Here is a 24,430-nt window from a genome sequence, read left to right as displayed (position 1 = left end):
CATATGAACCTTTTGGAAAACAACTGTATGACCCCGCTATAATACCGACGTGATTTGTATAAAGCCAGGCATTAGCCCTTGATCGAACCGATCATCACCCCCTTGGCAAAATACTTTTGCAAGAAAGGATAAACGGCCATAATCGGCACGCTTGCAATCATAATCGCCGCCATCTTCAGCGACTCCTGCGGGATGTTGATTTTGCTTTGCGCGACCGAGGAGATGCCGGCATTCATGCTCAAAATTTGGCCAATGTTCGCGAGCATGTTCTTGAGCATCAGCTGCAGCGGATACTTCGTCGTATCCTGAAGGAACAGCATCGGCGTGTACCAATCGTTCCAGCGATCGACTGCATAGAAGAGAGAGATCGACGCAATGACCGGCATCGAAGTCGGAATGACGATCCTAAGTAGAATCGTAAAGTCTCCGGCTCCGTCAATTTTCGCCGACTCTTCCAAGCTTACAGGGTAATCCCGGAAGAAGGAAAGCATAATCCAAATGTAAAATGTGTTAATCGCAGAGGGCAGAATCATGACCCAGTAGCTATTGAACAGCCCCGCGCCTTTAACGGTCAAGTAGTAAGGGATAAGTCCGCCGCCGAAAAACATCGTGAATACGATAAAGCCCATCAGATACTTCCAGCCCGGCATCCCTTTCTTCGAAAGCGCGTAAGCCGCGATCGTGGTGAGGAACAAGCTCATGAACGTCCCGACCAACGTGACCAGAACGGATACGGTGAAGGCGCGTCCAACGCCATACTGGATGATTTGCTTGTAGCCTTCAAGCGTGAACGCTGTCGGCAGCACATGTCCCGCCGGTGTGCCGAATGAACTGATGACTACGGTATAGAATGGGAAAATCGCACATGCAGCAACCAGTATAAACAAGAGGTGCAGCAGCAGATCGACACGGCTCTTGCCGCGGGTTGCGATCCGGGATTCCGAGAATGAAGTATCAGCTTGATTATGTTGTGTAGCAGCGTCCATTTACATCAGCCCCTCCTGACCCATGCGTTTCACTATAAAGTTCGCCATGACAAGCAGCACTAAGCTGATGACGGATTTGAACAGGCCGACCGCTGTAACAATGCCAAATCCAAGCGATACGTTACCGGAGAAGGACAACCGGTACATGAACGTATCGAGAATGTCCGAAACATCGTAGACGCCAGGACTGTACAAGTTGAAAATTTGCTCGAAGCCGCCGTTGAGAATGCCGCTGATCGCCAGAATGAGCATCATCGCAGCAACGCCGCTGATCGAAGGCCAAGTGACGTGCAGCATTTGCTTCCAGCGGTTCGCTCCGTCCATATAAGCTGCTTCGTACAGCTCAGGACTGATGCCCGCAATAGCAGCCATGTAGATGATGGCGCCCCAGCCCGCTTCCTTCCAGATGTTCGTCAGGTAGAGGAACGGCCTGAACGTGTCCGGGTTGGACAGGAAGTTCACTTCCGGCAAGCCGAGCAGCTCGAACAGCGCGTGGACGGTGCCGGTATTGCCGAGTATATTGACGAGGATTCCGCCGAGCACGACCCAGGACAGGAAGTGCGGGAACGTGAAGACGGTCTGATAAAGTTTCTTGAGCTTGGAGCCTGCAATCTCGTTGAGCAGCAGCGCAACGATTATTGCCATCGGGAACTCGACGAGGAGTCGGCCGAAGCTGATCATGACGGTGTTGCGGAATGCGTTCCAGAAGGCAGAATAGCGGAAAATGTAATGGAAGTTGTCGAAGCCGACCCACGGGCTGCCGAGCACCCCTTTGTTGAACATGTACTTCTTGAAGGAAAGCGTGACCCCGTACATCGGGATGTAGGAGAAAACGGCGTAATAGACGACTACGGGCACAAGCAGCAGGTAGTACATCCGGTACTGCATCATTCTTCTCCATAAGGAGTTCTTCATCATGACCATCTCCAATCAGCTGTGCATGCACTAATCGTACCGATTTATGAAAACGCTTTCCATGTACGATGCTTAGCTGCTTTTGTTATTGCAATCGGTCTTTGTCCCCCCTTGCCGTGCTCGAGCACAACAATAAACTAACAAGAAGACAAAAAGATATAGCAAATTTCCATTTTGGCGTTAAAAGTGTAGCGGATTGGGAGGCAGATCGTGTACACGCTCGATACCCGATCATGAAATCTGACAAAGAGTGGCCCTGGGGGATACACTTTGAGCTGAAGTGGTCGAAGTTCGGGGAATGTGTGACCCTGGGGGATACACTTTGAGGGAAAAGCGATGAATTCCGGTAATGTGTGTCCCTGGGGGATACACATTGAGGGAAAAGCGATGAATTCCGGTAATGTGTGACCCTGGGGGATACACATTGAGGGAAAAGCGATGAATTCCGGTAATGTGTATCCCTGGGGGATACACTTTGAGGGAAAAGCGGTGATTTCCGGTAATGTGTATCCCTGGGGGATACACTTTGAGGGGAGAGCGATGAATTCCGGTAATGTGTGTCCCTGGGGGATACACATTGAGGGAAAAGCGATGAATTCCGGTAATGTGTATCCCTGGGGGATACACTTTGAGGGAAAGTGGTCGAAGTTCGGGGAATGTAGTTACTCAGAGTGCTCTCTTTGATGTAAACTAGCCGATTTCTGCCAATGTAGCTACTTGGAGTACTCTCTTTGCAGTAAACTAGCTGTTTTCCACCAATGTAGATACCTGGAGTACTCTCTTTGCAGTAAACTAGCTGGTTTCCACCAATGTAGATACTTGAAGTACTCTCTTCGCAGTAAACTAGCTGGTTTTCGAAAATGTAGCTACTTGGAGTACTCTCTTCGCAGTAAACTAGCTGGTTTCCCAAAATGTAGATACCTGGAGTACTCTCTTTGCAGTAAACTAGCTGGTTTCCGCCAATGTAGCAACCTGGAGTACTCTCTTCGCAGTAAACTAGCTGGTTTCCACCAATGTAGATACTTGGAGTACTCTCTTTGCAGCAAACTAGCTGGTTTCCGAAAATGTAGCTACTTGGAGTACTCTCTTTGCAGTAAACTAGCTGATTTCCGCCAATGTAGCTACCTGGAGTACTCTCTTCGCAGTAAACTAGCTGGTTTCCGCCAATGTAGATACCTGGAGTACTCTCTTCGGAGCAAACTAGCTGATTTCTGCCAATGTAGATACCTGGAGTGCTCTCTTTGCAGTAAACTAGCCGATTTCTGCCAATGTAGATACCTGGAGTGCTCAATTCGCAGTAAACTAGCCGTTTTCCGCCAATGTAGATACCTGGAGTGCTCTCTTCGCAGTAGCCCCTCGATTCTCACCAATGTGGGGTACCACGTACCACTCTTGCTCGATTTCTCGATCAATTCCGCCAATGTGGGGTACCACGTACCACTCTTGACCAAATCCCCATCTGCTCTTCACCTGCTGGACCTCTCCCACTCCCACATAACAAAAAAAAGAAGCGGCCAGCGGCCGCCTCTCCAACATCAAAAAGCAATAAACTCAATCTCATCCGGATACCGCTCCGATACCTGCTTCTCGCCGACGGCAACATGGTAGATCGTGCGGTGCGTCGCCTGGATCGCGCGCACGAACTCGTCGTACGGCTTGTGGCAGACGCTCACGACGCCGATCTGATAATTCTCGCCATCCGCGCGGCCGAGCGCCGCTTGGTCCGGCAGTATAAAATAATGCGCGCCGACACAGTACTTGCTCGCTGCCGCATGCTCGGTGTAGTACTGATAGGCGACGCCTCGCTCTTCCTGCGACGTGACGCCGCGCAGTCCCGTCGCCGTCATCCCGCGATCCAGCGCGCCAAAATGATACTCGCCGATCATGACCGGCAAGCCCGTCGCTTCGCCAATCTTGGCGATCTCCGGCTCCGGATTCATCTTGTAGCAGTTGATCGAGAAGACGTCGAAGTTGTCGCAGCCTGCCAGCAAATCCGGATCGGACAAGTACGCGTACCGCATGCCGAGATTCAGGTGATGCGGGTCGACCTTCTTCGCTTCGACGCTCGGAATCTTCACGTACAGCTCGATCATTTGGCGCGAGAACGCCTTCAGATCGATCCGCGCCGCTTCCGACAGCTGCGCGGCTTTGCGGATCGGCTGCTTCAAGTCGGCGAACGCCGCCAGCTGCAGCCCCCACGCGGCATTGAGCCCCGCTATATCGCCGCTGTAGCGTTCCTCCAAATACGCAATCAGCGCATCCTTGGAGGCGAAATCGCCGCTGTTCGCCAGCAGCTCCTCGGCAATAATCAAACCGTTGATAAACGCCCACTCCGGCTCGTTGCGCAGGAAGTAGCCGATCATGTACGGATCGCCCTTGAACGCTTCCAGCTCCTGCGCGAAGGCAACCGCATTCTGCTGATATTCATCGCTGAACACGTCCGGGAATCCGCGGAAGATCAGCTTCTCCGTCGTTGGGAACGCGTCGAGAGGCCACACGTATGGCACCTTCGCCCTCTCAATAAACTTCTCATCCGACCAGTTGCCAATTGTATTGAAGCCCCATTCGATCATCCGTCTGCGCGTCAGCTTCGCCCATTCGTCCCACCAGCGCTCGCCGAAGGCACGAATGAGATTAACCGCCGCGAAGTTAATGCTCCTCGCAGGACCGAACCAGGTGTTCAAGCTCCACGCATCCTTGAAGGCACCCTCATCATCCGGCAGCCAGCTGAATAAGCTCTCGATGCCTTCCACCGGGCCTTCCTCATTCGGCCGCACGACGTCCAGTCCGTTGCTATAGAAAGCATAGCCATCCGGATCAACAAGCCACCACCGCTCGCCGTCATGATGCGTACGGAAATATCCGGTCGCGCCGAACTGGCGCTCCTTCCAACCACCGTAATCACTCCAGCTATCCGTGAACGCTGCCAAGCTGGCTGGCGCTTCAACGCTAGCTTCCTGGTGCAAATACGCCACGAGCTCTTCTTCCGATTGCACCTTGCCAGGCCACTCTTTCTGCGTCCACTGGCCAAGGGTATCGACAAGCTTAACATCCGGCAGCGGATAGTTCGGCTCCGTATCCGAAATATGAATATTCGAGAATTCAATCTGCTGCTGGAACGACGACTTCTGAACCCCGATTTGGATTCGATCTACACGATCCAGCTCGACTTTATTGCCGTGAATGACCATTTTGAGCTGACCGGGCTTCCGTTTCAAAAACATTCTCTGCGAGTTAAGCGCTTCGAGAGGGACTGAAATTCGAGTCTTCACCTGCGGGAGCACGCCGATGATGAACACCAAATTATGCTCTTCCGAGTCGTTGTCCTGCTCCCAGAAACGAACTTCGAGTCCGACGCTCCAATCCTCGTGCATGTAGACGTCGAATACAAGATGCCGCGCCTCGCGCCAGTTGACGCCGCCGAGTGTCCAAGGCTCGCCGCTCAGCACAATGCCGGAGCGTCCCGGATTGGTCATGAGCGTAATCGTGCCCGGATCGGTTGAAACATTAACGCAGTTGCTGTACACGAACATTGAATTTTGCATCGTTTGAACGGTCATACTTGTGAACCCCTCCCCATGATCAATGGTATGGAATCCGGGCTGTCATCTCCATAGACGCGTTTCATACTTTGTTGTCCAATTAATCGTTTTTGCACATTTTCCACGCATAACCAAATCCATTACTTTCTAACTCCCGCATCATTCGCTGCCCGATACTCTCGAGGCGTCTTGCCTATAATCTTCTTGAAAATCTTGCTGAAATAGTAAGCGTCCGGATAACCCGCCCGCTCCCCGACCCGATGCACCGGCAAATTGCTGCCCCGCAGCAGCTCGCACGCATGGCGCACCCGAAGCTCAGCCAAATAATCCGTGAACGATTGGCTTACATGCTTGATGAACAGCTGGCTGATATAGTTTCGGTTCATGTAGAACTCATCGGCGAGCATCTGCAGCGACAGATTCTGATGGAAATTCCGGTTCACATAATCGACCACCGCGCTGAACGAATCGCTGCGAATTTGACCTTGATGGTAGAGGCCGCCTAGGTATGCGCCGGACATCCGCTTCAAATCCTGTATCAAATCGCCGACATCCGTGTACCGCTCGATGAGCCGTTCATAATCGACCAGCCAATATTTGGCGAGCAGTTCCTCTTCAACCTGCTGGGACTGAATGATCGTCGACATAACCGTATTGTATAAGTAAAATACATGCTTCATCTGGTAAGCGCCAGTCTGGAACCATTCCGCATACTGGTCATACAGCGCCAAGAGCTCCGACATATTGGTCTGCGAAAGAGCGGTCGTGAGCTGCTTGAAGTCGCCGAACCCCTTGCAGCTGTTGGCGTTGGCCACACAAACGGCCGGTCCACCGGCAATAAAATATTGGAATGCCGCAATCTCTGCGTCTTCAATTGCTTCGCGCAGCTGCGCCACATCGTGAACAAGCGCACTAATGCCGATGCCCCGAAACTTCCCGCGATACGCAAGCAGATGCGAATGGATCGAATCCGGAGCAGTCTCCTCTGCTACATACAGCACCTTGCCGCTTCCCGCACTCAGCTTCAGTTGACGGAACGGACGCAGCAATTCCGCATCCTCCACATCCAGCCCTGCTACGGCACGCAAGCCTCTCGCCGGATCCATGCCAGCATTCGTCAGCAGCTTGCCAATTCGCTCGCCGCTCTCCTGCTTGTCTTCCATTATCCAATCCATGAGTGACGGCACGTCTCTGGCGGAACGGTCATCGAGCCGGTCCTTCGCCTTCTTGAGAAGCGGAATAATCTCCTCCTCTTCAATTGGCTTGAGGCAATAGCCGAGCGCCCCGAGGTTCATGCATTTCTGCACGTACGAAAACTCCGCGAATCCGCTGACAACGATGAAGAGTGTATCGAGCTTCAGCTCATTGCATCGCTTGATCAGCTCAAGACCGCTAATTTCCGGCATTCGAATATCAATAAATACGAGATCCGGATGCAATTCCTTGATCAGCTGCAGCGCGCGGTGACTGTTCGTCTCCGTGCCGACAATTTCAAATCCGTAGCGCGTCCATTCCACGGCGTCCAGCAGATTTTTGACAACCCACTGCTCATCATCTACGATCATCGCTCTATACATGCTCATTCATCTCCATCTGCACAGGTATGCGAAGGGTTACCGTTGTACCCGCTTTCTCTTTGCTCCAAATCTCAATTCCGTAAGGATGCTCAAACAGATACTGCAGCCGGTTGTGAACATTCGTGAGCCCAACACCATGACTGCCTTCTTCGCTCGCCGCAGCCGCTTCTCTGCTAAGGTCCAGCTGCTTCCGAATGCACGCCAGCTGCTCCTCATTCATCCCAACACCATCGTCCTGAATGGTTATGATCAGATCCTGCCCGCTCTCGTCCAGCATTGCGGTTACGGTCAGCTTCCCTTTCTCGTAGCGAGGCTCAAGCCCGTGATAAACCGCATTCTCAATAATCGGCTGCAAAATCATTTTCGGCACTTTCAGCTGCATCAGTTCCCCGGGAACGTGACAGCTCAGCTCGAACCGATGCGAGAAGCGGATCGCTTGAATGTTCATATACGCCTCCACGATGCGAATCTCCTGCGAGAGCGGCACGACATCATTCCCTTTGATGCTGTAGCGGAAGATGCGCGATAGAGCGCCCGTCATCTCACGAATCTCCGGCACGCCGCGCTCCGACGCAAGCCCGCGAATCGTATCGAGCGTATTGTAGAGGAAATGCGGATTCACTTGGCTCTTGAGAAAATCATACTCCGCCCGCTTCTTCTCAATCTCCGACGTCAGCAGCCGCTCTTTTGAATCAACAAGCTGGTCCGTCAAATCCTGCACATTCGAGAGCATCTGATTGTACCTTGTCCCGATGACCTCCGCCTCCGCAGAGCCGCTCAGATCGACGCGTTTGTTGAGGTCGTCCTGATGATTGATCCGCATGTAATAATAAAGCTTGCGCAGCGGCAAAATCATATTGTTCAAAATAAACAGGAACGGGATCATCAGCAGCAGAACGCCGATACCGACCGCGATAAGCGTCTGCTTGCGAAGCTTGCGGATGTCCTGGAAGAACACGTCATCCGGAATGACGCGGACGAACTTGCCGCCAATCTGGGGAATGTCCTTGATCTGAATATGATTCAGCTTCCCGTCGATGCGGACAAGCCCGCTCTTCACCTCATCTTTCGGCAGCTCGAACGGCTGGCCGATCTTCTCCCGTTCGTTGCTCATGAAGATCGTATTGCCGCGGTCGAGCAAATACACAGCCGTACCCGGCTGAAGCGTCTTCAGATCATAGCCGCCGGTAAGGGTAGTCGCATCGATCAGCACGATAATCTGGCCGATCTCGCTCGTATAGCGCTTATGAATATTGCTGGAGAAAATGTTCGTCCCTACCGCAAAACAATACCGCATGATACTGCCGGAGGGACATTCTTTCACGTTCGAGAAATACGAATCCGCCCGCTTCGGCATAAAATTGCCGAATTGTTCCGTGGAGTAGCCCTGCAGCGAGAACCAATCCCCGTTCTTGCCGCTTACAATAAAGTCGAGAATGCCTGACTTCACCGTTGATAAGTTGATGAATAAGTTCTTGAGCGTGGGAAACCGTTGGTACTTGGACAGCTTGTCCTCGTCGAGCAAATAATCTTGAATGGACTGGTTGTAAGCAACGTTATAGGTCATCCACTTAATGACGTCATAGTTCGAAAGAATCGTCTGCTCCAGTTGACTGGAGATGTCGCGCGTGTACATCTCGTTGTTCTTCGTCAGATACGCCGCGCTTCGACTATAGTTAAAGAGCAGGATTACAATGATAACGCTTACGGTCAGAGCTGCAATCAAGTACATTTGTCCGCGTATCGGCAGTTTGCGCAATAGGTTCACCCGAGTCATCCTACTTTTTTTGCCCTCATTATAGCACAAAGAAATAAAGAGCGTAGCTCAAAGAAAAGAGCGCAGCTCCTCTTCGGTTTATCGAAGAAGGAACTACGCTCTCTATAGTCAGCCCGCGAGAACTGCGCGCTGCTATTATTTCGTCAAGTTCTTCACGGCATCGTCCATGATCATTTCGCCGGCAATTTTACCGGAGTAGAGCCACGCGCTCGAAGCTGGGAGCTCGATTACATGCTTGTTCTTAACGGCAGGAATGTTCTGCCATACCGGGTTTTTCAACGTTTCAGCCGCATCTGTCTTGTCGCTGTTCACGAGGAAGATGTAGTCTGCGTTCAGCTCAGCCAGCTTCTCCATTGTAACTGGGTTCCACGAAGCTTTGGCCTCAACCGGGATGTTCGATACCAGGTTCGGAGGCGTCAGGCCAAGGTCTTTGTACAGAACCGCGCCGCTCGACTTCGTATCGTCTACAAGGTAGAAGTTCTTCGCTACAAGCCACAGTACAGCTGCGGATTTGCCGCCAACGGAGCTTGCAAGCTTCGCTTTCGCGTCAGCTGCCTTCAGGTCGTAGTCCGCGATTGCTTTGTCAGCTTCTTCGCTCTTGCCAAGCAGGCCGCCGATTGTCTTCAGCGTTTCGCGCCAGTCGTTGTTTACTTTATCGCCAAGCACATAAGTTGGAGCGATCTTCGCGTATTGCTCGTACAGACCTTTCTGAACGGAAGATTCAGAACCGATGATGATCAGGTCAGGCGCAAAACCAAGTACGGATTCGACCGGAAGGTCGTATGCGATTGTCGGAACGCCGCTCAATTGCGGTGCCAGGTAATCTTGGATGCCGTTCGCAACGGACCATTGTGCCACTGGCTTATCGCCAAGCGTTACAACTGGATCTTCGAGGTAGGAAGCAAGAATCTTCTGCGGGTGAGCAGGAATTGTAACGTCATGACCCATCGCGTCTTTAACCGTCTTCGGCTCGTCCGAAGCTGTATTGCCGCTGTTGTCCGTTGCAGTACCTGTGTTCTCTGTCCCCGAGTTCGCTGCGTTGCCGCTGTTCGCAGCATTACCGCTATTGTTAGCATTGTTGCTGCCGCAAGCGGACAGCACCAGCATTATGGCTAGGATACTCATAAGTACGATACTAAATTTCTTTACACGATCAGTTTTACGCAACAAGATGTTAGCCCCCTGGTTCGATAAGTAATTTGTCCATTGAGAATGATAATGAATCTCATTATCAAAGTCAAGCCATATCACAAGTTCTTCACAAAAAATAAATTGGCATGAACGCCGCGTCAGCGCATAATGTTTCTAAGATGTAAGTCTAAGAAGATTGCGATCAAGGAGATCGAACCATGACAACAAAACCCGCATCACCCGCGCATCAGGACGCGCCGCGCCATATTCTATTTACCGGCGGCGGCTCAGCGGGACATGTGACCGTCAATACAGCAATCATCCCAACGATGATAGAGCAAGGCTGGAAAGTGTCCTATATTGGCTCGCGCAGCGGTATCGAGAAACAGCTGATCAGCAGGATGTCTGATGTCGATTACTATGGCATCGCTACCGGCAAGCTGCGCCGGTATATCGATCTTGAGAATGTCAAAGACCCCTTCCGCGTCGTCAAAGGGGTGTATCAAGCTTTCCGGCTCATTCGCCGGCTGAAGCCGGATGTGCTGTTCTCCAAAGGCGGCTTCGTCTCCGTGCCCGTCGTGCTCGGCGCTTGGCTGAACCGCGTGCCGGTCATCATCCACGAGTCGGATTTGACGCCTGGCCTCGCCAACCGGATAGCCGGTCCGTTCGCCAAACGGATATGCATCACCTTCGCGGAGACGGCGGCGCATATCAAGGGCGACAAAGCGATGCACGTCGGCCCGATTATTCGCAGCGATCTGCGCAAGGGCAGCGCCTATAAAGGGATCCAGTGGTGCAAGTTCACGCCGGGCAAGCCGGTGCTGCTCATCATGGGCGGAAGCCTCGGCTCGCAGCGCATCAACGATGTGATCCGGCGCAACGTGGAGGAGCTGACACGGACGTATCAGATCATCCACATCTGCGGCAAAGGCGAAATCGACAGCAAGCTTATTGGGACGCCGGGTTATCGGCAGTACGAGTACATCCACGATGAGCTTGCCAATGCGGTCGCATGCGCGGATGTCGTCATCTCGCGCGCCGGCTCGAACTCGATCTTCGAGTTTCTGGCGCTCCGCAAGCCGATGCTGCTCATTCCGCTCTCGAAGTCGGCGAGCCGCGGCGACCAGATTCTGAACGCGGAGTCGTTCCGCCAGGCGGGTTTCTGCGAGGTTCTGCAAGAGGAGGAGCTCGACGATGCGACGTTCTTGCAGTCGCTCGGCAAGGTGTACGCGGGCCGCGAGGCGATCAAGAAGCAGATGCAGCAGAGCGAGCAAGGCGACTCTACGCAGCAGGTGATCGCGCTGATTGAGCAGACGGCGCGAGTGAGTGAGTGAGTGAGTGGCGAATAGTTGACGGCTGCCCGGTGAGGGCAGCCGTTTTTGTATGTTTGGTGAGGCCCGGGGGCTGGGCTCACTCGGGTCGTCTTTTCTAACGGTCCTTATGGATCTTATTGGAACACTTTTGGGCCCCGAGTTTTTGTAACGGAGCCCACAGTCGCTATTTGCCTATTTTGGGGCCGGGCAAGGCTGGTTTCCCCGGAATAACGACGCCTGTGTCCGTTAGATTTTGCGAGCAGCCGATTTTCGCTCAATAGCGACTCTGTGGTCCGTTATCACTTGCTCCTTGCTCCGTCTTGACCCACTAACCTGCACTTCCGTATACTCATCTGTGTACCTCCTAGCCACTGAACCTTCTTGCTAAGGAACCTGATATCGCTTATTTGCCATTTCTCCACCTATCCTTCGTTCTAAGGAACCTCAGCAAGCCTATTTGGTGCTATAAGCCAAAAATGCCTCACAAAACATGCAAATAAGGTGCGTTGAGTTCCTTAGCTTCTCACAACCGTACATTTCGTCCAAATAGTGTAGTTGGAGTTCCTTAGAGCTCCGCCACAAGCAGCTCGACCCGCTCCGTATTCTCAACCCAACGGTAATCGCGATTCTCGATGATCAGCTTCGGAATCATCCACTCGTCGATTACACCGCGAACAAAGGCTTGGCTGCGCGACCACACTTCGCCGGCTTCCCGAAAATCCTCATCCGTGTGCAGCTTAACCGGGCCCCACTCATTACCGCGAATGCCGCAAATAAACCGCCACTGCCCTTCAACATCCACGTGATAATAATAAATAAGCCGCGGATTCAGCGGTTCCAACAGACGCTGCAGCGACAGCGCCAAATGACGCAGCTTGCCGAGATCCATACCTAGCATATGCGCCACGCTGATTACATCCTGCATCATGACACTCTCGATAATCGTGACTCGCTCCTCCCCCTCTAGACGCTCCTGCACGAATGCCGCATAGCGAGCTTTGAGCTTCGCAATGAACCTGTCCGCCCCTTCGTTGGTTATCAGCGATTCATACTCAACCTCCCTCAGCATAAGCGGATGGTTCTCCTCAAGCTCCAAATAGCACCGGTTCATCACACCTGCAGTTCCCAGCAACATGCGTCGCCATCGTCGTTTTCCCCGACCCAGGCATCCCATCAATGATAATCAGCCGCTTCTCGTTCATTCTCATTCCCCCTCTTTCCCTATAAAAAAGATACAAAAAAGCAGCAACCCGAGCACGATGCTCGAGCTGCTGCTTCAAACAGCTATATACGGCTACTGCTTGCTAGGCGCCTGTGTCGACGGTGCGCTAGACTCGCCTTTGCCGCTGTTCTTCTTCGCGCTATCCTTGCATTTGGCACGGATTTCCTCGCGCAGCTGATGCGCTGTTTTGCCCTCCGTCTTAATGCCAAGACCTTTTGCAACTTCCTGCAAATGGGTAAGGCGCTTCGCTTTCATCTCGGTTTTGAACTTGTCCCATTTGGCCGGATCAGCTTCACGCGCCGCCTTGAGTTCCTTAATAATCTGCTCGGTCGACTTGCCTTCGGTCTTAATGCCGAAGTAAGCTGCCGCTTCGTTCAGATGCTTTAATTTGCGAGCCTCGTGGTTCGCGCCATGATCGCCTTTGCCATGATGCGAGAAGCGCCAGTGGCTGCGCTCCTGCTCATGCTGCGCTTCCAGCTGCTCCGATGGCGGAGTTGCTGTGCTTACAGGGTCCGCATAAGCGGGTACTGCGGAGAGCAGCAATGCCGCTGCCGAGCCGAGCACAACAAGTTGCTTGCGTAGTTGTTTCTTCACTATGTAACAGCTCCCTTCCAAGGCTGGAAATTAGAACCAGCCGTTCAAGCGGTAGCATGCCCATTCGCGCAACCTTTTATCCAAGCCGATTCTGCTCAAGTTCTTCCAGCTCATGCTGGAGCGCTTCCTTCGAGAAATGCTCCCCAATGAACACCGCGACATCGTTCACATCGCCCTGCGGCGTGATGCGGATAAACTCCACCTCGCGGTAGGCGTATTGGAACAGGAAACGGCTGCTCGTGTCGGTGAAGGTAACGATCCCTTTCGCCCGATACACCTCTTGCGGCAGTCGGCGCACAAGCTCCTCGAAGGCGTGGCTGTTAATCGGTCCGGCAAAATAATGCGTCAGCGTCATTACATGCGAGTGCGAGCTATACTCATCATGCGCGTGATCGTGGTCATGATCGTGGTCATGATCATGATCATGATCATGATTGCAGTTCGCGCCGCAAACATGCTTGCCGCCGGACTCGTCATCAAAGCGCTCCGCCGCCAAGTCCAGCCTCGCCTTCGGCGCAGCCGCAAGATCGAAGATACTGAGGTCCGTCACGCAGCGGACCGTTACCGTCAGCGGGGCAAAAGCGTTCAGCTCCCGCACGAGCTGCTGCACCTCGACAAGCTCTTCCGGCGCGAGCTTATCCGCCTTGTTCACGATCAGGTCCGTCGCGCAGCGGATCTGGTCCTGCATCAGCTTGAATGTCTTGCCTCCGCGGCGGCTGCGCTCCAGCAGCTCCGGACCGTCCACGACGGTTGCGATCGTCCGCAGGTCGATGCGCATGAACAGCGTCGCCTCCGTCACCGCGTCGATAATCTCCATCGGATTCGCAGCCCCCGTCGACTCGATGAGCACGACATCCGGCTGATGCTCGTCGATGAGCTCCTTCAGCTCGATGCTGAGATCGCCCCGGATCGTGCAGCAAATGCAGCCGGACAGCATCTCCGCCATCGGCACGTCGCCCTCGACGAATTGACCGTCCAAATTAACGTCGCCGAGCTCGTTCATAATGATGGCGACTTTCACATCTTGCGCTTTATAGTAGTCTACGACTTGATTGAGCAGCGTGGTCTTGCCGCTGCCGAGAAAGCCGGACAGAAGATGAACCGGAATCGAATGTTCACTGGATACTGGCATAAATTCATTTCTTCCTCTCACACTTAGAATGGCTGGCTAAAATTATACCGTTATTTTCACGAATTTAACAGTTGCCGGCCGCTCGGGTATTATTTTGACCGCCTCCCGCATATTCTTCTTTGCAATGGACCTTAGAGGGAGAGTGAGCGCGCAATCATGGAACAAACAGCAATTCCAGTAATCGTATTGAGCGGCTTTCTGGGCAGCGGCAAAACGACTCTGCTGCTAAGGCTGCTGCAGCATGCGAAGTCAAGCGGAATGCGGTCATCGGTGCTCATGAATGAAATCGGCGCCGTGGACGTGGATGGCACGCTCGTCAGCAGCGAGTCCGCTTATCAGATGCTGGAGCGTATTACGGAGGGCTGCCTCTGCTGCAGCAAGAAGAGCGAGCTGGCCAATTGTTTGGAGCGGCTTGCGCTCATGCGGCCGGACGTTATTGTTATGGAGCTGACCGGCGTTGCGAACCCGGAGGAAATCGCGGAGGCGATTACAGAACCGGGCATCATCGGCAAAGTAAAGCTGCACCGGATCGTCACTGTGCTGGATGCCGAGCATGCGCTTGATTATAACAGCATTTTCTCATCGGATCGCGAGCTGATCCGTACGCTGCGCAAACAGATTGAGGTCGCGGACCTGATCATCGCGAACAAAGCCGACCTCATCTCGAACCGGACGGCGGACAAAGTGCATCAGCTCGCGATGGAACGCAACCCCGCCGCCCGCTATGTACCGGCGATCCGCTGCGAGGTCGATCCCGCGATCGTGTTCGAGGGCGTGAAGGCGACAGGCCGGAAGCAGCCGGCCGTCGCAACCGGCGTGCGCGCGACGGCGGCAAATGGCGGCCGTATCGCCGCCAGCTCGGTGCCGGCGGCCACCCCTGGCCCGAGCGGCCCGAGCGGATCAGCCGCAGCGAGTGCGCGGATCAGCACCGCTGCAGCAGGGACCGCGACGGGCACAGGCACGTCGTTCGCGCGGATCCGCACCGCGGCGATCTACCCCGGCGCCGATGTCGGCGGACTGACGCGCCGCCAATTCGAGAGCTTCGTGAGCGGACGCGGCAACGCATGCTTGCGCGCCAAAGGGTATATGCCTTTCGGCCGCGATGGCAGCCTGATGCTGTTCCAGCTGGCCGGCAAACGGATCGAATGGGCACCGAGCAGCTACGTCGGCGAGCCGTACTTCGTCATGATCGGCATCGAGCTCGATGAGAGCCGGATCATGCAGGAATGGACGCGCTTCACCGCATCGGCGGTGCGCAAATAATGAAGGCGAGCGGGGTCATGTCGTGGTGACTCGGCTCGCCTTTTTTCTTTGAGTCAGCTGCAGCTATAATGGATAAATCCACTCCATTGATGAGATTTTACCGGATTTGCTTGTCTTTGTTGGATTTATCCATTCATTTTCGGGCGAAATGGCGATTTAGGCGTCTTTTGAGCAGAAAAGAGTGGATTTTTCAAATTTTTCAAATATAGACCGCTGCTCCCCTCAAAACCGCCCTTCTGCGTTGGATTTGTCCACTATACATAGAACCACCCTAGCTTAAAAGCGGAAGCACACGCACATGCTCACGCTCGTGAATTTCTGCTAGAAGGAGCTACTCGACGGCATATTGTCGCACGATCTCTTCTCGAAACTTCAACCCGTGCCCCGGGCGATCCCATACGGTTGCCATCCCGTCCTTAATCTGCGGCACGTCCTCAAACCAATCATCATACCAGTCCATATATTCAATGTAGGTCCCGTTCGTAATGGCGGCATAAATCTGGTTCTGCAGCTCCCAAGCCAGATGAGGAGTGACGGATATGCGGTGTGCGCTGGCCATATTTGCAATACGCACCACCTCAGTTATGCCGCCTGCGCGGAGATTCATCATCAGAATATCTCCGGCTTTTCGGTCGATCAACTCACGAAATCCGTACCTGGAATATTCCGTCTCGCCTGTCGTGATTCGGATATCCAATGCTCTGGCAACCTCCGCATGCCCGATCATATCGTCCGCGGGGACAGGCTCCTCAAACCAGTAGATACCGAGCTTCTCCAGCTCTCTGCCGAACTGGATAGCAGCTGGCACATCCAGCCCCTGGTTCACATCCACCATAATATCGATGTCCGGGCCAAGAGCTTTCCTCACAGCAGTGACGCGTTTGAGATCTATTCTTAGATCCGGGAACCCTGCTTTCATCTTGAATGCTTTAAAGCCCCGGGCAACGACGCCCTCTGCCTCCTCGACAAGCTCCTCTTCCGATAAGGACATAAAGCCTGCGCTTCCATAGACTTTTACTTGATTCGTGTAAGGCCCGAGCATCTTATGTATGGATGTCTTCTGAAGCTTACCTGCCAAGTCCCACAGGGCAACGTCTACAGCTGAAATACCGTACATGGCAATGCCTTTGCGGCCAATCATGTTGAGCGCCCACCAGAGCTTCTCCCAAATCTTATTTCGGTACAACGGATCCTCACCAATTAGCAGATCAGCAATGTCATGATCCATGCACGCTTTGATCGTTTCGCTTCCTCGGCCAAGGACTGGGATATACTCCATTCCGGTAACACCTTCGTCCGTCTCGACTTCAACAATGATGGCATCTCGCTTCGCTAGAGATAATGTCGACACACGAATAGGGGCCTTAAACGGTACTGAAATCAGCTTTGTCTTCACGGATGTGATCTTCACCGCTCCCGCCCCTCCACATTCCAGATAATGTAACCTATTCCTGGATGGGACAATTAAGAAGTTACACGCGCTCGAGTGGCCGGAACGGTTCCGGTGGCAGCTCCATTCGGATCGCATCGCCCGGGGCAACGTCTCCCTCGGCCAGCACAATGCCCATCACACCTGCTTTGCGAATCAGGTTCCCGTTCTCATCACGGTCCAGAACCGCCTGTAACAGCCCGCTCTGAAAATGATCAATCTGCGCGCAAGGATTACGCAGTCCCGTCAATTCAACAACCGCCGATTCACCGATGTACAGCTTCGTACCTGTGGGCAATCCAAGCAGCTGGATTCCTCGGGTCGTCATATTTTCGCCCATCTGCCCTGGCTCGACGCGGAAGCCGGCTTTCCCCACCTCATCAAACAGCTCCGAATGAATCAGATGAATCTGCCGAAGATTCGGCTGACTCGGGTCTTGAGCGACCCGTGAACGATGCTTCACCGTCTTGCCCATATGCGCATCGCCTTCCACGCCTAGACCGGCAAGCAGCTTGATGACATCAACGGGTTGCTTGCTAAACGTATGTGCTGTGCTTCGGCTGACGGATACGACTGTTCCGATGATATTTTCCATTCTGGAAACAACTCCTCTACATAATCTATTAACCTATGCAGTCCATAATTTGTATATAATTATGAGTATACGAGACTTGTTCTTTTTACGACATGAGGGAAGGACATAGAACATGAGAAATGCTTTTGCAATGCTGCTCGTAATTGTATTGAGTTGTTTGGCTATTGGATGTAAATCAAATGAAGCAGATGCAGTAGTTGAGCATTTCCCAGCCGCACATAAACAGTTCATTGAACAATATGGTTGGACGATTCGACAATTTCAATTTGAAATGAATTATGGTAAAGGCGGATTGGGGGCAGCAGCTATGGACCGTGTAAAAGAGTTAAAAGCAAAGGTTCAATTGGACCTCAACCCTTACATTAATAAAAATGTGATTGAGACCGAATATATACTAAACGAGAGCCTGCAAAATTATAATGAAGTTTCCTGTTATCTATTTGAAAGTGAAGGGAAAGTCATCGGCGGCTATCTGGCGTTAAATACATCCGTATTGAAAGATGACGTTTATATGATCACCACTGGTCCAATTGTTCCCATGATGAGTCAAAAAGAGGCTTATAAGAAAGTGATATTGTTGCAATAAGCGAAAGTAGAAAAGGCAGCCTGCTCGGCTGCCTTTCTTACATTGTTGTATCGGGTTGACTAGCTTAGATCCATACCGCCCCAACTACTCCGCATAGGATGCCCCCGGCAATGACCGCTCCGAACAAGAGCAGCAGGATCTTCCTTGGAAAAGAGCGCATGACCATCAGCAGCGACGGCAAGCTGATCGCTGGAAGCGTTACGAGCAGCGCGGTTGTCGGACCGACTGCGATGCCGGCTGCCAGGAAGGACTGGATGATCGGGATTTCCGCAGCCGTCGGGATGACGAACAGCGTTCCAGCCAATGCAAACAGGAGAATCATGACAACGCCGGAACCGACCGAGATCGGGAACAGCCACACCTTCAATGCGCCGAGCATAAGAACGACGATCAGGTAAGCTGGCACGACATGCAGCAGCAGGCTCCACAAGCTTCTGAGCCATCGTTCTAGAAACGGAGCGGAGCTCGATTCCAGCTGTGCGGCTGCGGCTGCAGCTGGCGGCAGCTCCGGCACGACTGCATCACGGTCCCGCATGATTCGGTTGGCGATAAATCCGATGCCGAATGTTAAGAGTGCGCCGAATGCAATCCGCAGGACGACGAACTTCCACGATAATACAAACGCCATAAACACGAGCGTTGCGGGGTTGAGCAGCGGATTCCCGATCCAGAACGCCAGCGCCGCACCGACGGATGCGTTTCTACGCCGCAGGCCAACAGCGATCGGAGCCGCACAACAGGTGCACATCATGCCCGGAAGCGCAGCTGCCCCGCCGCATACCACGCTGGCAAAATTCGATTTGCCCAGGACACGCTGCAACCAGCGCGTCGGAATCAGCACCTGCACGAGCGAGCCTAGCAGAATTCCCAATACAGCTGCCTTCCATACCGATTTAAAATACAGCTTCGCGTAACCAACGGCATCGTCCCACGTCGGAGCGCCCATGTGTGCGGACGGATCGCCGAGTATGGATTTGCCGATAGAGCCCGTGTTTGCTGCGGTGAGCGCTTTATAGAAATACGGCCACCATTTCACATACATAAGTCCAGACGCCGCAAGCAGCAGAAACACCGCTACCATTATAACCGCTCGAACTACTCGCGGTTCCTGCCGCGAATCCCAACTATTCTCTTGCAACCTGACTACCTCCATCTATTCGAGCGATGTTCTTGCCTTACTTCCGCCAAAAGGTAGAACAATCCGCCTTATCCTCTATATTAAACGCGATCATTCTCTCCAGTAACTCGTAATCCACCGGACTGTTCCATTTGTACCGCACCAACAGGTTCGTGTGATCATGGCCGGCCTGCTTAATATCGTCTGCAAAATGAATCATACCCGCTCTTTCGGGGGCGACCGCCAGATGCTGCTTGGCTACGCTAAACCCGATTATGTATGTATCGTGATCCGTAAACATCGGCTGGTTCCATGCAATGATCGGCTTTAACTCGGGAAACTTCTCGCAAACCCACTGCAGTACCTCTTCCGCCCTCGCCCGATGGTCAGGGTGGTCAATCCCCGCCAAGTACTCTGCAAAAACCTCCATGCTGCATTTGCCTCCTCTTAAAATCATTCTATTCCACAATGCTGCCCGTTACTAGTTTACCTCATTCCTCTCCAATCGTACTGCTCCGTTTCAAATAAAAAAGGCGAGCAGGTACGAACCCTGCTCACCCTATATTGCTACCCCGCTTGGACAACTAGCCCCGATACGTTCCCGTCCGTCACTTCCAGCTCGGCTGAAGCTACAGGCTGGTTCGGGGTCCCCGACTAGGAGCGTGTATGTACTAGGCGCGATATCATTCAGTTTGAAGTTACCGTTTGCATCCGTCGCCGGCCAATAACCACCGGTATTCGTAGCTGTTTGGAGCGAAATCCGGGAATCGACCTGTATTGACGGCATTGCCGTTCGCATCCACGACTTTAACCGTGATCGAGTACCCTTGACCGTCGTTATCCGTCGGTTGCTCGGTGTCCACGCTATCATCTGGTGCTCCAGAATTAACATCGCTGTCGTCGAATTCAACGACCTCTTCTGCATCATCGGACTTGTTCTCATCGCCATATTGGTACGAACGCCATAGCATCGACGCAGCTTGTGCGCGAGTAACGGGCTGCTGCGCGCGGAACGTTTCGTCCGGGAAGCCCGAGACGAGGTTATTCTCGACAGCAAGCGCGACATAATCCTTGGCATAGGCGGAAATCGAAATTGTAGTCCTTGAACATCGCTTGAATAATTGTGCGGTCAGGCAGCTTCGTCTTGTTGTAGCCTTTCAGCTTTACGATAGCTACCGCTACATCTTCACGTGTTGCTGGCGCATCCGGTTTGAACACCAGCTTGCCATTCGCTTGCTTGTAGCCATTCAAGTACGACTTGGCCGCTTCCACGAAAGGCGCTTCCCAGTCCGACGGCTTGATGTCGGAGAAGGATGTTTTGCTTACCTTTACCGGATTCAGTCCAGCGGCAAGCACCATAATCTTCGCGAACGCAGCGCGCGTAACGACCCGCTCTGGACGGAATTTCCCATCCGGATAGCCGCTGATGACGCTGCGGTTCAACAGCACCATATTCATTTACGCGTTATCTACTAGTCTTTTAGTAGGAGAAGTAGGTTATGACCAAAAATCAACAAACCTGTTACAAACGGACGGTTCTGTTCTACTATTCCCCACATAGAAATAGAAAGGGACACTCCAAGAAGGAGGGACTTTATGTACGCCATCGCTTGGCTGGTGCTCGCTGCCGCGCTTGTGCTCATTGAGCTGCATACGGGGACGTTTTATTTTTTGCTGTTGGCTGTCGCATCCGTCATCGCTATCTTTGTCGCACTGTCCGGTCTCCCGCTATTGGTGCAATGCTTCACGTTTGTCTTTGCGATTGCTCTGCTGTACATGTTTTTGCTGCCTCTCCTGCGCAAGCTGGTTCCGTCCACATCAAAGACACTGCTGAGGCAAAGCACCGAGTATTTGGTGGGACAAGAAGCGTTCGTCATTCAGACCATCACGCCTGAAGAAGCCGGGCTAGTCAAAGTGCATGGAGAGATTTGGTCCGCCGTATCGAATGAGAAGCTCGATGAGGGAACGAAAGTAATCGTCAGAGAAGTGCACGTAACCAAACTATCCGTAACAAAGGAGTAGATGCAATTGGTTGGCATTATTGTATTTATCGTAATCCTAGCAGTCGTTGCAGCTATTGTTATCAAAGGGATTCGCATTATTCCGCAGCAAACGGTAGCTATCGTGGAGAGGCTTGGCAAGTACAATAAGACACTTAATGCCGGGGTGAATCTGATCATTCCGGTCATCGACAAAGTCCGTGCGCGCCACGATCTTCGTATTCATCAGGAAACAGTCCCTTCCCAATCCGTCATTACGAAGGATAACGTTGCGATCGGCGTGGAGCTGGCCACATTCTTCAGTGTGATCGATGCGAAGCTGGCGACTTATGGGATTGCGAACTATGTAGGCGGCATACATAACATTGTGGCCTCTGCACTTCGGGCGACGATTGGTAAAATGGAGCTCGACGAAATCCTCTCCAACCGCGACCGCATCCAGACGGACCTGCGAATGGTGCTCGACCAGGCATCGGAGAACTGGGGCGTCCGTATTGAACGCGTCGAAGTGCTGCAGTTAGCCATCCCTTCGGATATCCAGAACTCGATGGAGAAGCAGATGCGGGCAGAGCGCGAGAAGCGCGCCATTATTCTGCAGGCGGAGGGCGATAAGCAATCGACCGTCCTGCGCGCGGAAGCGCAGCGGCAAGCGGTTGTTCTTGCTGCTGAAGCCGAGAAGCAGCGGCAAATTCTCGATGCGGAAGCGAAGCAGAGAGCGCAGGAGCTGGAGGCGCGAGGCAAAGCGGAAGCGATCAAGCATGTCGCCGAAGCGGAGCGCGCGCGGATCGAAGCCATCAAGGCGGCTGGGCTGGATGCGCAAATCTTGGCTTATAAATCTTTTGAAGCGCTCGGGCAGATGGCGGAAGGCCGGGCAACGACGATCTTTATTCCGACCGACGCCGTGAACGCGCTAGGCTCCGCCGGGATGATCGGCAAGATCTTCGATATTACGAATCCGAAATAGTAAAGGGAGGTCCCGAGGGACCTCCCTTTACTTATCTCTAGGCTTCTCAAGGCTTCTAGGCTAACACCTGTGTAATCAGCTTCAATTCCAGCAAATCATCAATAACGATATCCGCCAGTGCCAGCTCTTCCTCTTGGGAAAAGTCGAACCGGCAGCCGATGGCCGGCAAGCCATTGGCTCTCGCGGCATGAATATCGATAATTCGATCGCCCACAACAACAGCGGCCTCATGCGGGAATTTCTTCAATATAAGGCTGACTAGGTCCGCCTTCTCATCCGATTCAATCTGCTGAATGCTGAACGTCTCTGTTATCCACCGATCCAGCCTGTAATAGCTCACGATTGCATTCAAATAATCAAGTGCTCCATTGCTTGCAATGAAGATCGAGCAGCCAGCCTCTGCCAGAAATTCGAGAGCCTCGCGCGCATGCGGATATAGAGCTCCCCTGCCCTTCCCAATGTAAGCAATCAGACTTTCATGGAAAACCTCGTTGGCGCGCTGCCTCACCGCGTCCGAACGATCCGGAAGCAGTGTCTCCCATACGACCTGCAGAGGAACTCCCATTATTTCACGGTAGGTTTCAGTCGGCGTCTCTCCCGCCCATTCGCCAATAGTGCTTAAATCACCAAACGTATCTTCGAGCGCCAGCTCCAATACAGTATTGGTTTGAAACAACGTTCCGTCCATATCGAAAATAACCGCGCGGCCCTTCATCATTTGAACGTGACCAAATCTTTCACGCGTACCGGCTGACCCGTGCGGATCGATTGATTCGCTGCGATGCCGGTTAGAATCGAACGTGCTCCGTCGATGTGGTTGGCCGCCCGTTTAAAGCGGTCCTCCGCAGGCTCGCCGAACAGGTCGCGAAGCAGCACCGGATCGCCGCCGCCATGACCGCCGTCGCCGTCCTCCACTTGCACCTCGTATGGCATCTTAAACATCGGGAATACTTTAATCGACTGTGTTTCCAATGCGCCTTCATCCGCTTTATTACCGCCGGAGTTGATGTAAGTCTTCTCCAGAATCTCCATCTCGATGCGTCCTTTACTTCCATTGAAAGCAATCCGGTAGCCTTCATAGGGCAGGAACGCATTCAAGGAATAGGTCAGAATCGCATGATTGTCGTAGCGGACTATAACCCCCATCGAATCCTCGATGCTGATGCCATCCCCGAATACGCTCTGATCCCGCTTATAGCCATCCTCATGCTCGGCATCCAAGTACATGTGCTTCAAGTGTTCATTCTCATCTAGCTGCAGCGAGAACGGATCTTCCTTCGCGGCCGGATTGCCCGTGCCGCGGTCGTAGAAGCCCGTAACGCCGCGCCCTTCCGCATTCTCCCTTCCATAGAAGGCCAGATTCCCGAATGCGAATACCGTCTCCGGCTGCGCACCGATCCAGAAGTTCACCAGGTCGAAGTGATGCGTCGACTTGTGGACCAGCAGCCCGCCGCTGTTACGCTTATCGCGATGCCATCTGCGGAAGTAGTCTGCCCCGTGGCGCGTGTCCAGCATCCATTCGAAGTGAACCGAGATGATCTTGCCGATTGCGCCGTCCTCAATCAGCTCGCGCGCCTTCGTATGATGCGGTGCATAGCGATAATTGAATGCGACTCGTACTTGCCGGCCGGTACGCTCGACAGCATCCAGGATATCCTGGCACTTGTTCTCGTCCACCGTCATCGGCTTCTCCGTTATGACATCGCAGGCCAGCTCCATCGCACGAATGATATAGAGATGATGCGTTCGGTCGATGCTTGTTACGATGACTGCATCCGGCTTCTCGGCTTCAATCATCTGATCGAATTGATCTGACTTGTAGGTACGGACAGCCGTCGAGCCGTATTTTTCCCCCAACAGCTTATTGGCATAATTCATCCGGGTTTGATTCACGTCACAGAAGGCAAGCAGCTCGGACGTATGCTTGTAATCCGTTGCAATTGCACCGTAGAAGAACTCTGCTCTTCCTCCGGCACCCACAATGACATACTTTTTCTTGTTACTCATCGCATGCCTCCTGAACTATCCTGATATGGCAACGCTTGCAGTTTACCGTTTACGGCCGGCAAACTATTCCTATATTTTAGTACAGGCTTCTGGTCGGCGGTACTAGGGGGAATTTGCAATTACCTATCTTTATTTGCGCATCCGCAAGCTAGAACCTATCACCTTTTGTTAAAGTAATCCATAAATGGCTTGTTATTTTGGTATTTCTATTTTAACTGCGCAGATTGTTGTATACTTTCTCATAGCTTTAAGATCCTTGGAGAAGTGTTGAGGAGGCAGC

22 protein-coding genes are annotated in these 24,430 nt (G+C 52.9%); 5 read left to right on the top strand and 17 right to left on the bottom strand.

The features are described from left to right. Positions 1–71: 71 nt before the first annotated feature. The 6 genes from A8990_RS12265 to A8990_RS12235 form a co-directional block, all read right to left on the bottom strand. Positions 72–986 (bottom strand): carbohydrate ABC transporter permease, encoded by a 915-nt coding sequence (locus tag A8990_RS12265; protein ID WP_116189319.1) that lies wholly within the window; start codon positions 984–986, stop codon positions 72–74. After that, a complete protein-coding gene (locus tag A8990_RS12260; RefSeq protein WP_245995980.1) occupies positions 987–1,904 on the bottom strand; it encodes an ABC transporter permease in 918 nt (305 codons plus the stop codon). A gap of 1,532 nt (positions 1,905–3,436) precedes the next feature. Further along, positions 3,437–5,461 (bottom strand): beta-galactosidase, encoded by a 2,025-nt coding sequence (locus tag A8990_RS12250; protein WP_116189316.1) that lies wholly within the window; start codon positions 5,459–5,461, stop codon positions 3,437–3,439. Between the two features lie 122 nt (positions 5,462–5,583). Beyond that, positions 5,584–7,020 (bottom strand): response regulator transcription factor, encoded by a 1,437-nt coding sequence (locus tag A8990_RS12245; protein ID WP_181909538.1) that lies wholly within the window; start codon positions 7,018–7,020, stop codon positions 5,584–5,586. Then, a complete protein-coding gene (locus A8990_RS12240) occupies positions 7,013–8,788 on the bottom strand; it encodes a sensor histidine kinase (protein ID WP_181909537.1) in 1,776 nt (591 codons plus the stop codon). Before A8990_RS12240 ends, A8990_RS12245 begins: the two co-directional genes overlap by 8 nt. Before the next feature lie 144 nt (positions 8,789–8,932). Then, entirely contained in the window at positions 8,933–9,967 is a 1,035-nt protein-coding gene (locus tag A8990_RS12235; RefSeq protein WP_245995979.1) for an ABC transporter substrate-binding protein, read from the bottom strand. A gap of 179 nt (positions 9,968–10,146) precedes the next feature. Between A8990_RS12235 and A8990_RS12230 the strand changes: the two genes are divergently transcribed. Continuing rightward, complete coding sequence (locus tag A8990_RS12230; protein ID WP_116189313.1) at positions 10,147–11,262, top strand: undecaprenyldiphospho-muramoylpentapeptide beta-N-acetylglucosaminyltransferase; 1,116 nt, start codon at positions 10,147–10,149, stop codon at positions 11,260–11,262. Positions 11,263–11,806: 544 nt separating this feature from the next. On the opposite strand, the gene A8990_RS12225 is transcribed toward A8990_RS12230, so the two are convergent. From A8990_RS12225 to A8990_RS12215, 3 genes are all read right to left on the bottom strand, one after another. Further along, the gene (locus tag A8990_RS12225) at positions 11,807–12,376 is read right to left on the bottom strand and encodes a hypothetical protein (RefSeq protein ID WP_147306801.1); all 570 of its coding nucleotides are present in this window, start codon (positions 12,374–12,376) and stop codon (positions 11,807–11,809) included. 159 nt (positions 12,377–12,535) lie between these two features. Continuing rightward, positions 12,536–13,057 (bottom strand): hypothetical protein, encoded by a 522-nt coding sequence (locus A8990_RS12220; protein ID WP_116189311.1) that lies wholly within the window; start codon positions 13,055–13,057, stop codon positions 12,536–12,538. A 76-nt stretch (positions 13,058–13,133) separates the two neighbouring features. Continuing rightward, complete coding sequence (locus tag A8990_RS12215) at positions 13,134–14,189, bottom strand: CobW family GTP-binding protein (RefSeq protein WP_116189310.1); 1,056 nt, start codon at positions 14,187–14,189, stop codon at positions 13,134–13,136. A gap of 156 nt (positions 14,190–14,345) precedes the next feature. Between A8990_RS12215 and A8990_RS12210 the strand changes: the two genes are divergently transcribed. Next, a complete protein-coding gene (locus tag A8990_RS12210; RefSeq protein ID WP_116189309.1) occupies positions 14,346–15,452 on the top strand; it encodes a CobW family GTP-binding protein in 1,107 nt (368 codons plus the stop codon). 331 nt (positions 15,453–15,783) lie between these two features. Here A8990_RS12210 and A8990_RS12205 read toward each other — a convergent pair whose 3' ends face one another. Then, positions 15,784–16,863: a mandelate racemase/muconate lactonizing enzyme family protein gene (locus tag A8990_RS12205; RefSeq protein WP_181909536.1), complete on the bottom strand. Its 1,080-nt coding sequence runs from the start codon at positions 16,861–16,863 to the stop codon at positions 15,784–15,786. Between the two features lie 61 nt (positions 16,864–16,924). Continuing rightward, on the bottom strand, positions 16,925–17,476 hold the full coding sequence (locus A8990_RS12200) for an MOSC domain-containing protein (protein ID WP_116189307.1): 552 nt from the start codon (positions 17,474–17,476) through the stop codon (positions 16,925–16,927). A gap of 112 nt (positions 17,477–17,588) precedes the next feature. Between A8990_RS12200 and A8990_RS12195 the strand changes: the two genes are divergently transcribed. After that, positions 17,589–18,062 (top strand): DUF4830 domain-containing protein, encoded by a 474-nt coding sequence (locus A8990_RS12195; RefSeq protein WP_116189306.1) that lies wholly within the window; start codon positions 17,589–17,591, stop codon positions 18,060–18,062. 64 nt (positions 18,063–18,126) lie between these two features. Here the strand turns inward: A8990_RS12195 and A8990_RS12190 are convergent, their stop codons facing one another. The 4 genes from A8990_RS12190 to A8990_RS12175 form a co-directional block, all read right to left on the bottom strand. Then, complete coding sequence (locus A8990_RS12190; RefSeq protein WP_245995978.1) at positions 18,127–19,200, bottom strand: permease; 1,074 nt, start codon at positions 19,198–19,200, stop codon at positions 18,127–18,129. Between the two features lie 37 nt (positions 19,201–19,237). Further along, positions 19,238–19,609: an iron chaperone gene (locus A8990_RS12185; RefSeq protein WP_116189304.1), complete on the bottom strand. Its 372-nt coding sequence runs from the start codon at positions 19,607–19,609 to the stop codon at positions 19,238–19,240. 268 nt (positions 19,610–19,877) lie between these two features. Beyond that, positions 19,878–20,150: a hypothetical protein gene (locus A8990_RS32100; protein WP_245995977.1), complete on the bottom strand. Its 273-nt coding sequence runs from the start codon at positions 20,148–20,150 to the stop codon at positions 19,878–19,880. Between the two features lie 70 nt (positions 20,151–20,220). After that, complete coding sequence (locus A8990_RS12175; protein WP_116189392.1) at positions 20,221–20,637, bottom strand: S-layer homology domain-containing protein; 417 nt, start codon at positions 20,635–20,637, stop codon at positions 20,221–20,223. A 138-nt stretch (positions 20,638–20,775) separates the two neighbouring features. Between A8990_RS12175 and A8990_RS12170 the strand changes: the two genes are divergently transcribed. Continuing rightward, positions 20,776–21,201 (top strand): NfeD family protein, encoded by a 426-nt coding sequence (locus A8990_RS12170; protein ID WP_116189303.1) that lies wholly within the window; start codon positions 20,776–20,778, stop codon positions 21,199–21,201. A 6-nt stretch (positions 21,202–21,207) separates the two neighbouring features. Continuing rightward, positions 21,208–22,143 carry an SPFH domain-containing protein gene (locus tag A8990_RS12165; RefSeq protein ID WP_116189391.1) on the top strand — a complete coding sequence of 312 codons (936 nt, stop codon included), beginning with the start codon at positions 21,208–21,210 and terminating at the stop codon, positions 22,141–22,143. Positions 22,144–22,198: 55 nt separating this feature from the next. Here the strand turns inward: A8990_RS12165 and A8990_RS12160 are convergent, their stop codons facing one another. Then, positions 22,199–22,861: an HAD family hydrolase gene (locus A8990_RS12160; protein ID WP_116189302.1), complete on the bottom strand. Its 663-nt coding sequence runs from the start codon at positions 22,859–22,861 to the stop codon at positions 22,199–22,201. Further along, positions 22,858–24,150 carry a Gfo/Idh/MocA family oxidoreductase gene (locus A8990_RS12155; RefSeq protein ID WP_116189301.1) on the bottom strand — a complete coding sequence of 431 codons (1,293 nt, stop codon included), beginning with the start codon at positions 24,148–24,150 and terminating at the stop codon, positions 22,858–22,860. Before A8990_RS12155 ends, A8990_RS12160 begins: the two co-directional genes overlap by 4 nt. Positions 24,151–24,430 lie beyond the last annotated feature (280 nt).

The sequence above is a fragment of the Paenibacillus taihuensis genome, assembly GCF_003386535.1.
Classification (GTDB): domain Bacteria; phylum Bacillota; class Bacilli; order Paenibacillales; family Paenibacillaceae; genus Paenibacillus_Z; species Paenibacillus_Z taihuensis.
Note: the sequence above shows the minus strand (reverse complement) of the source record. Positions and strands in the feature narration are given on the sequence as shown.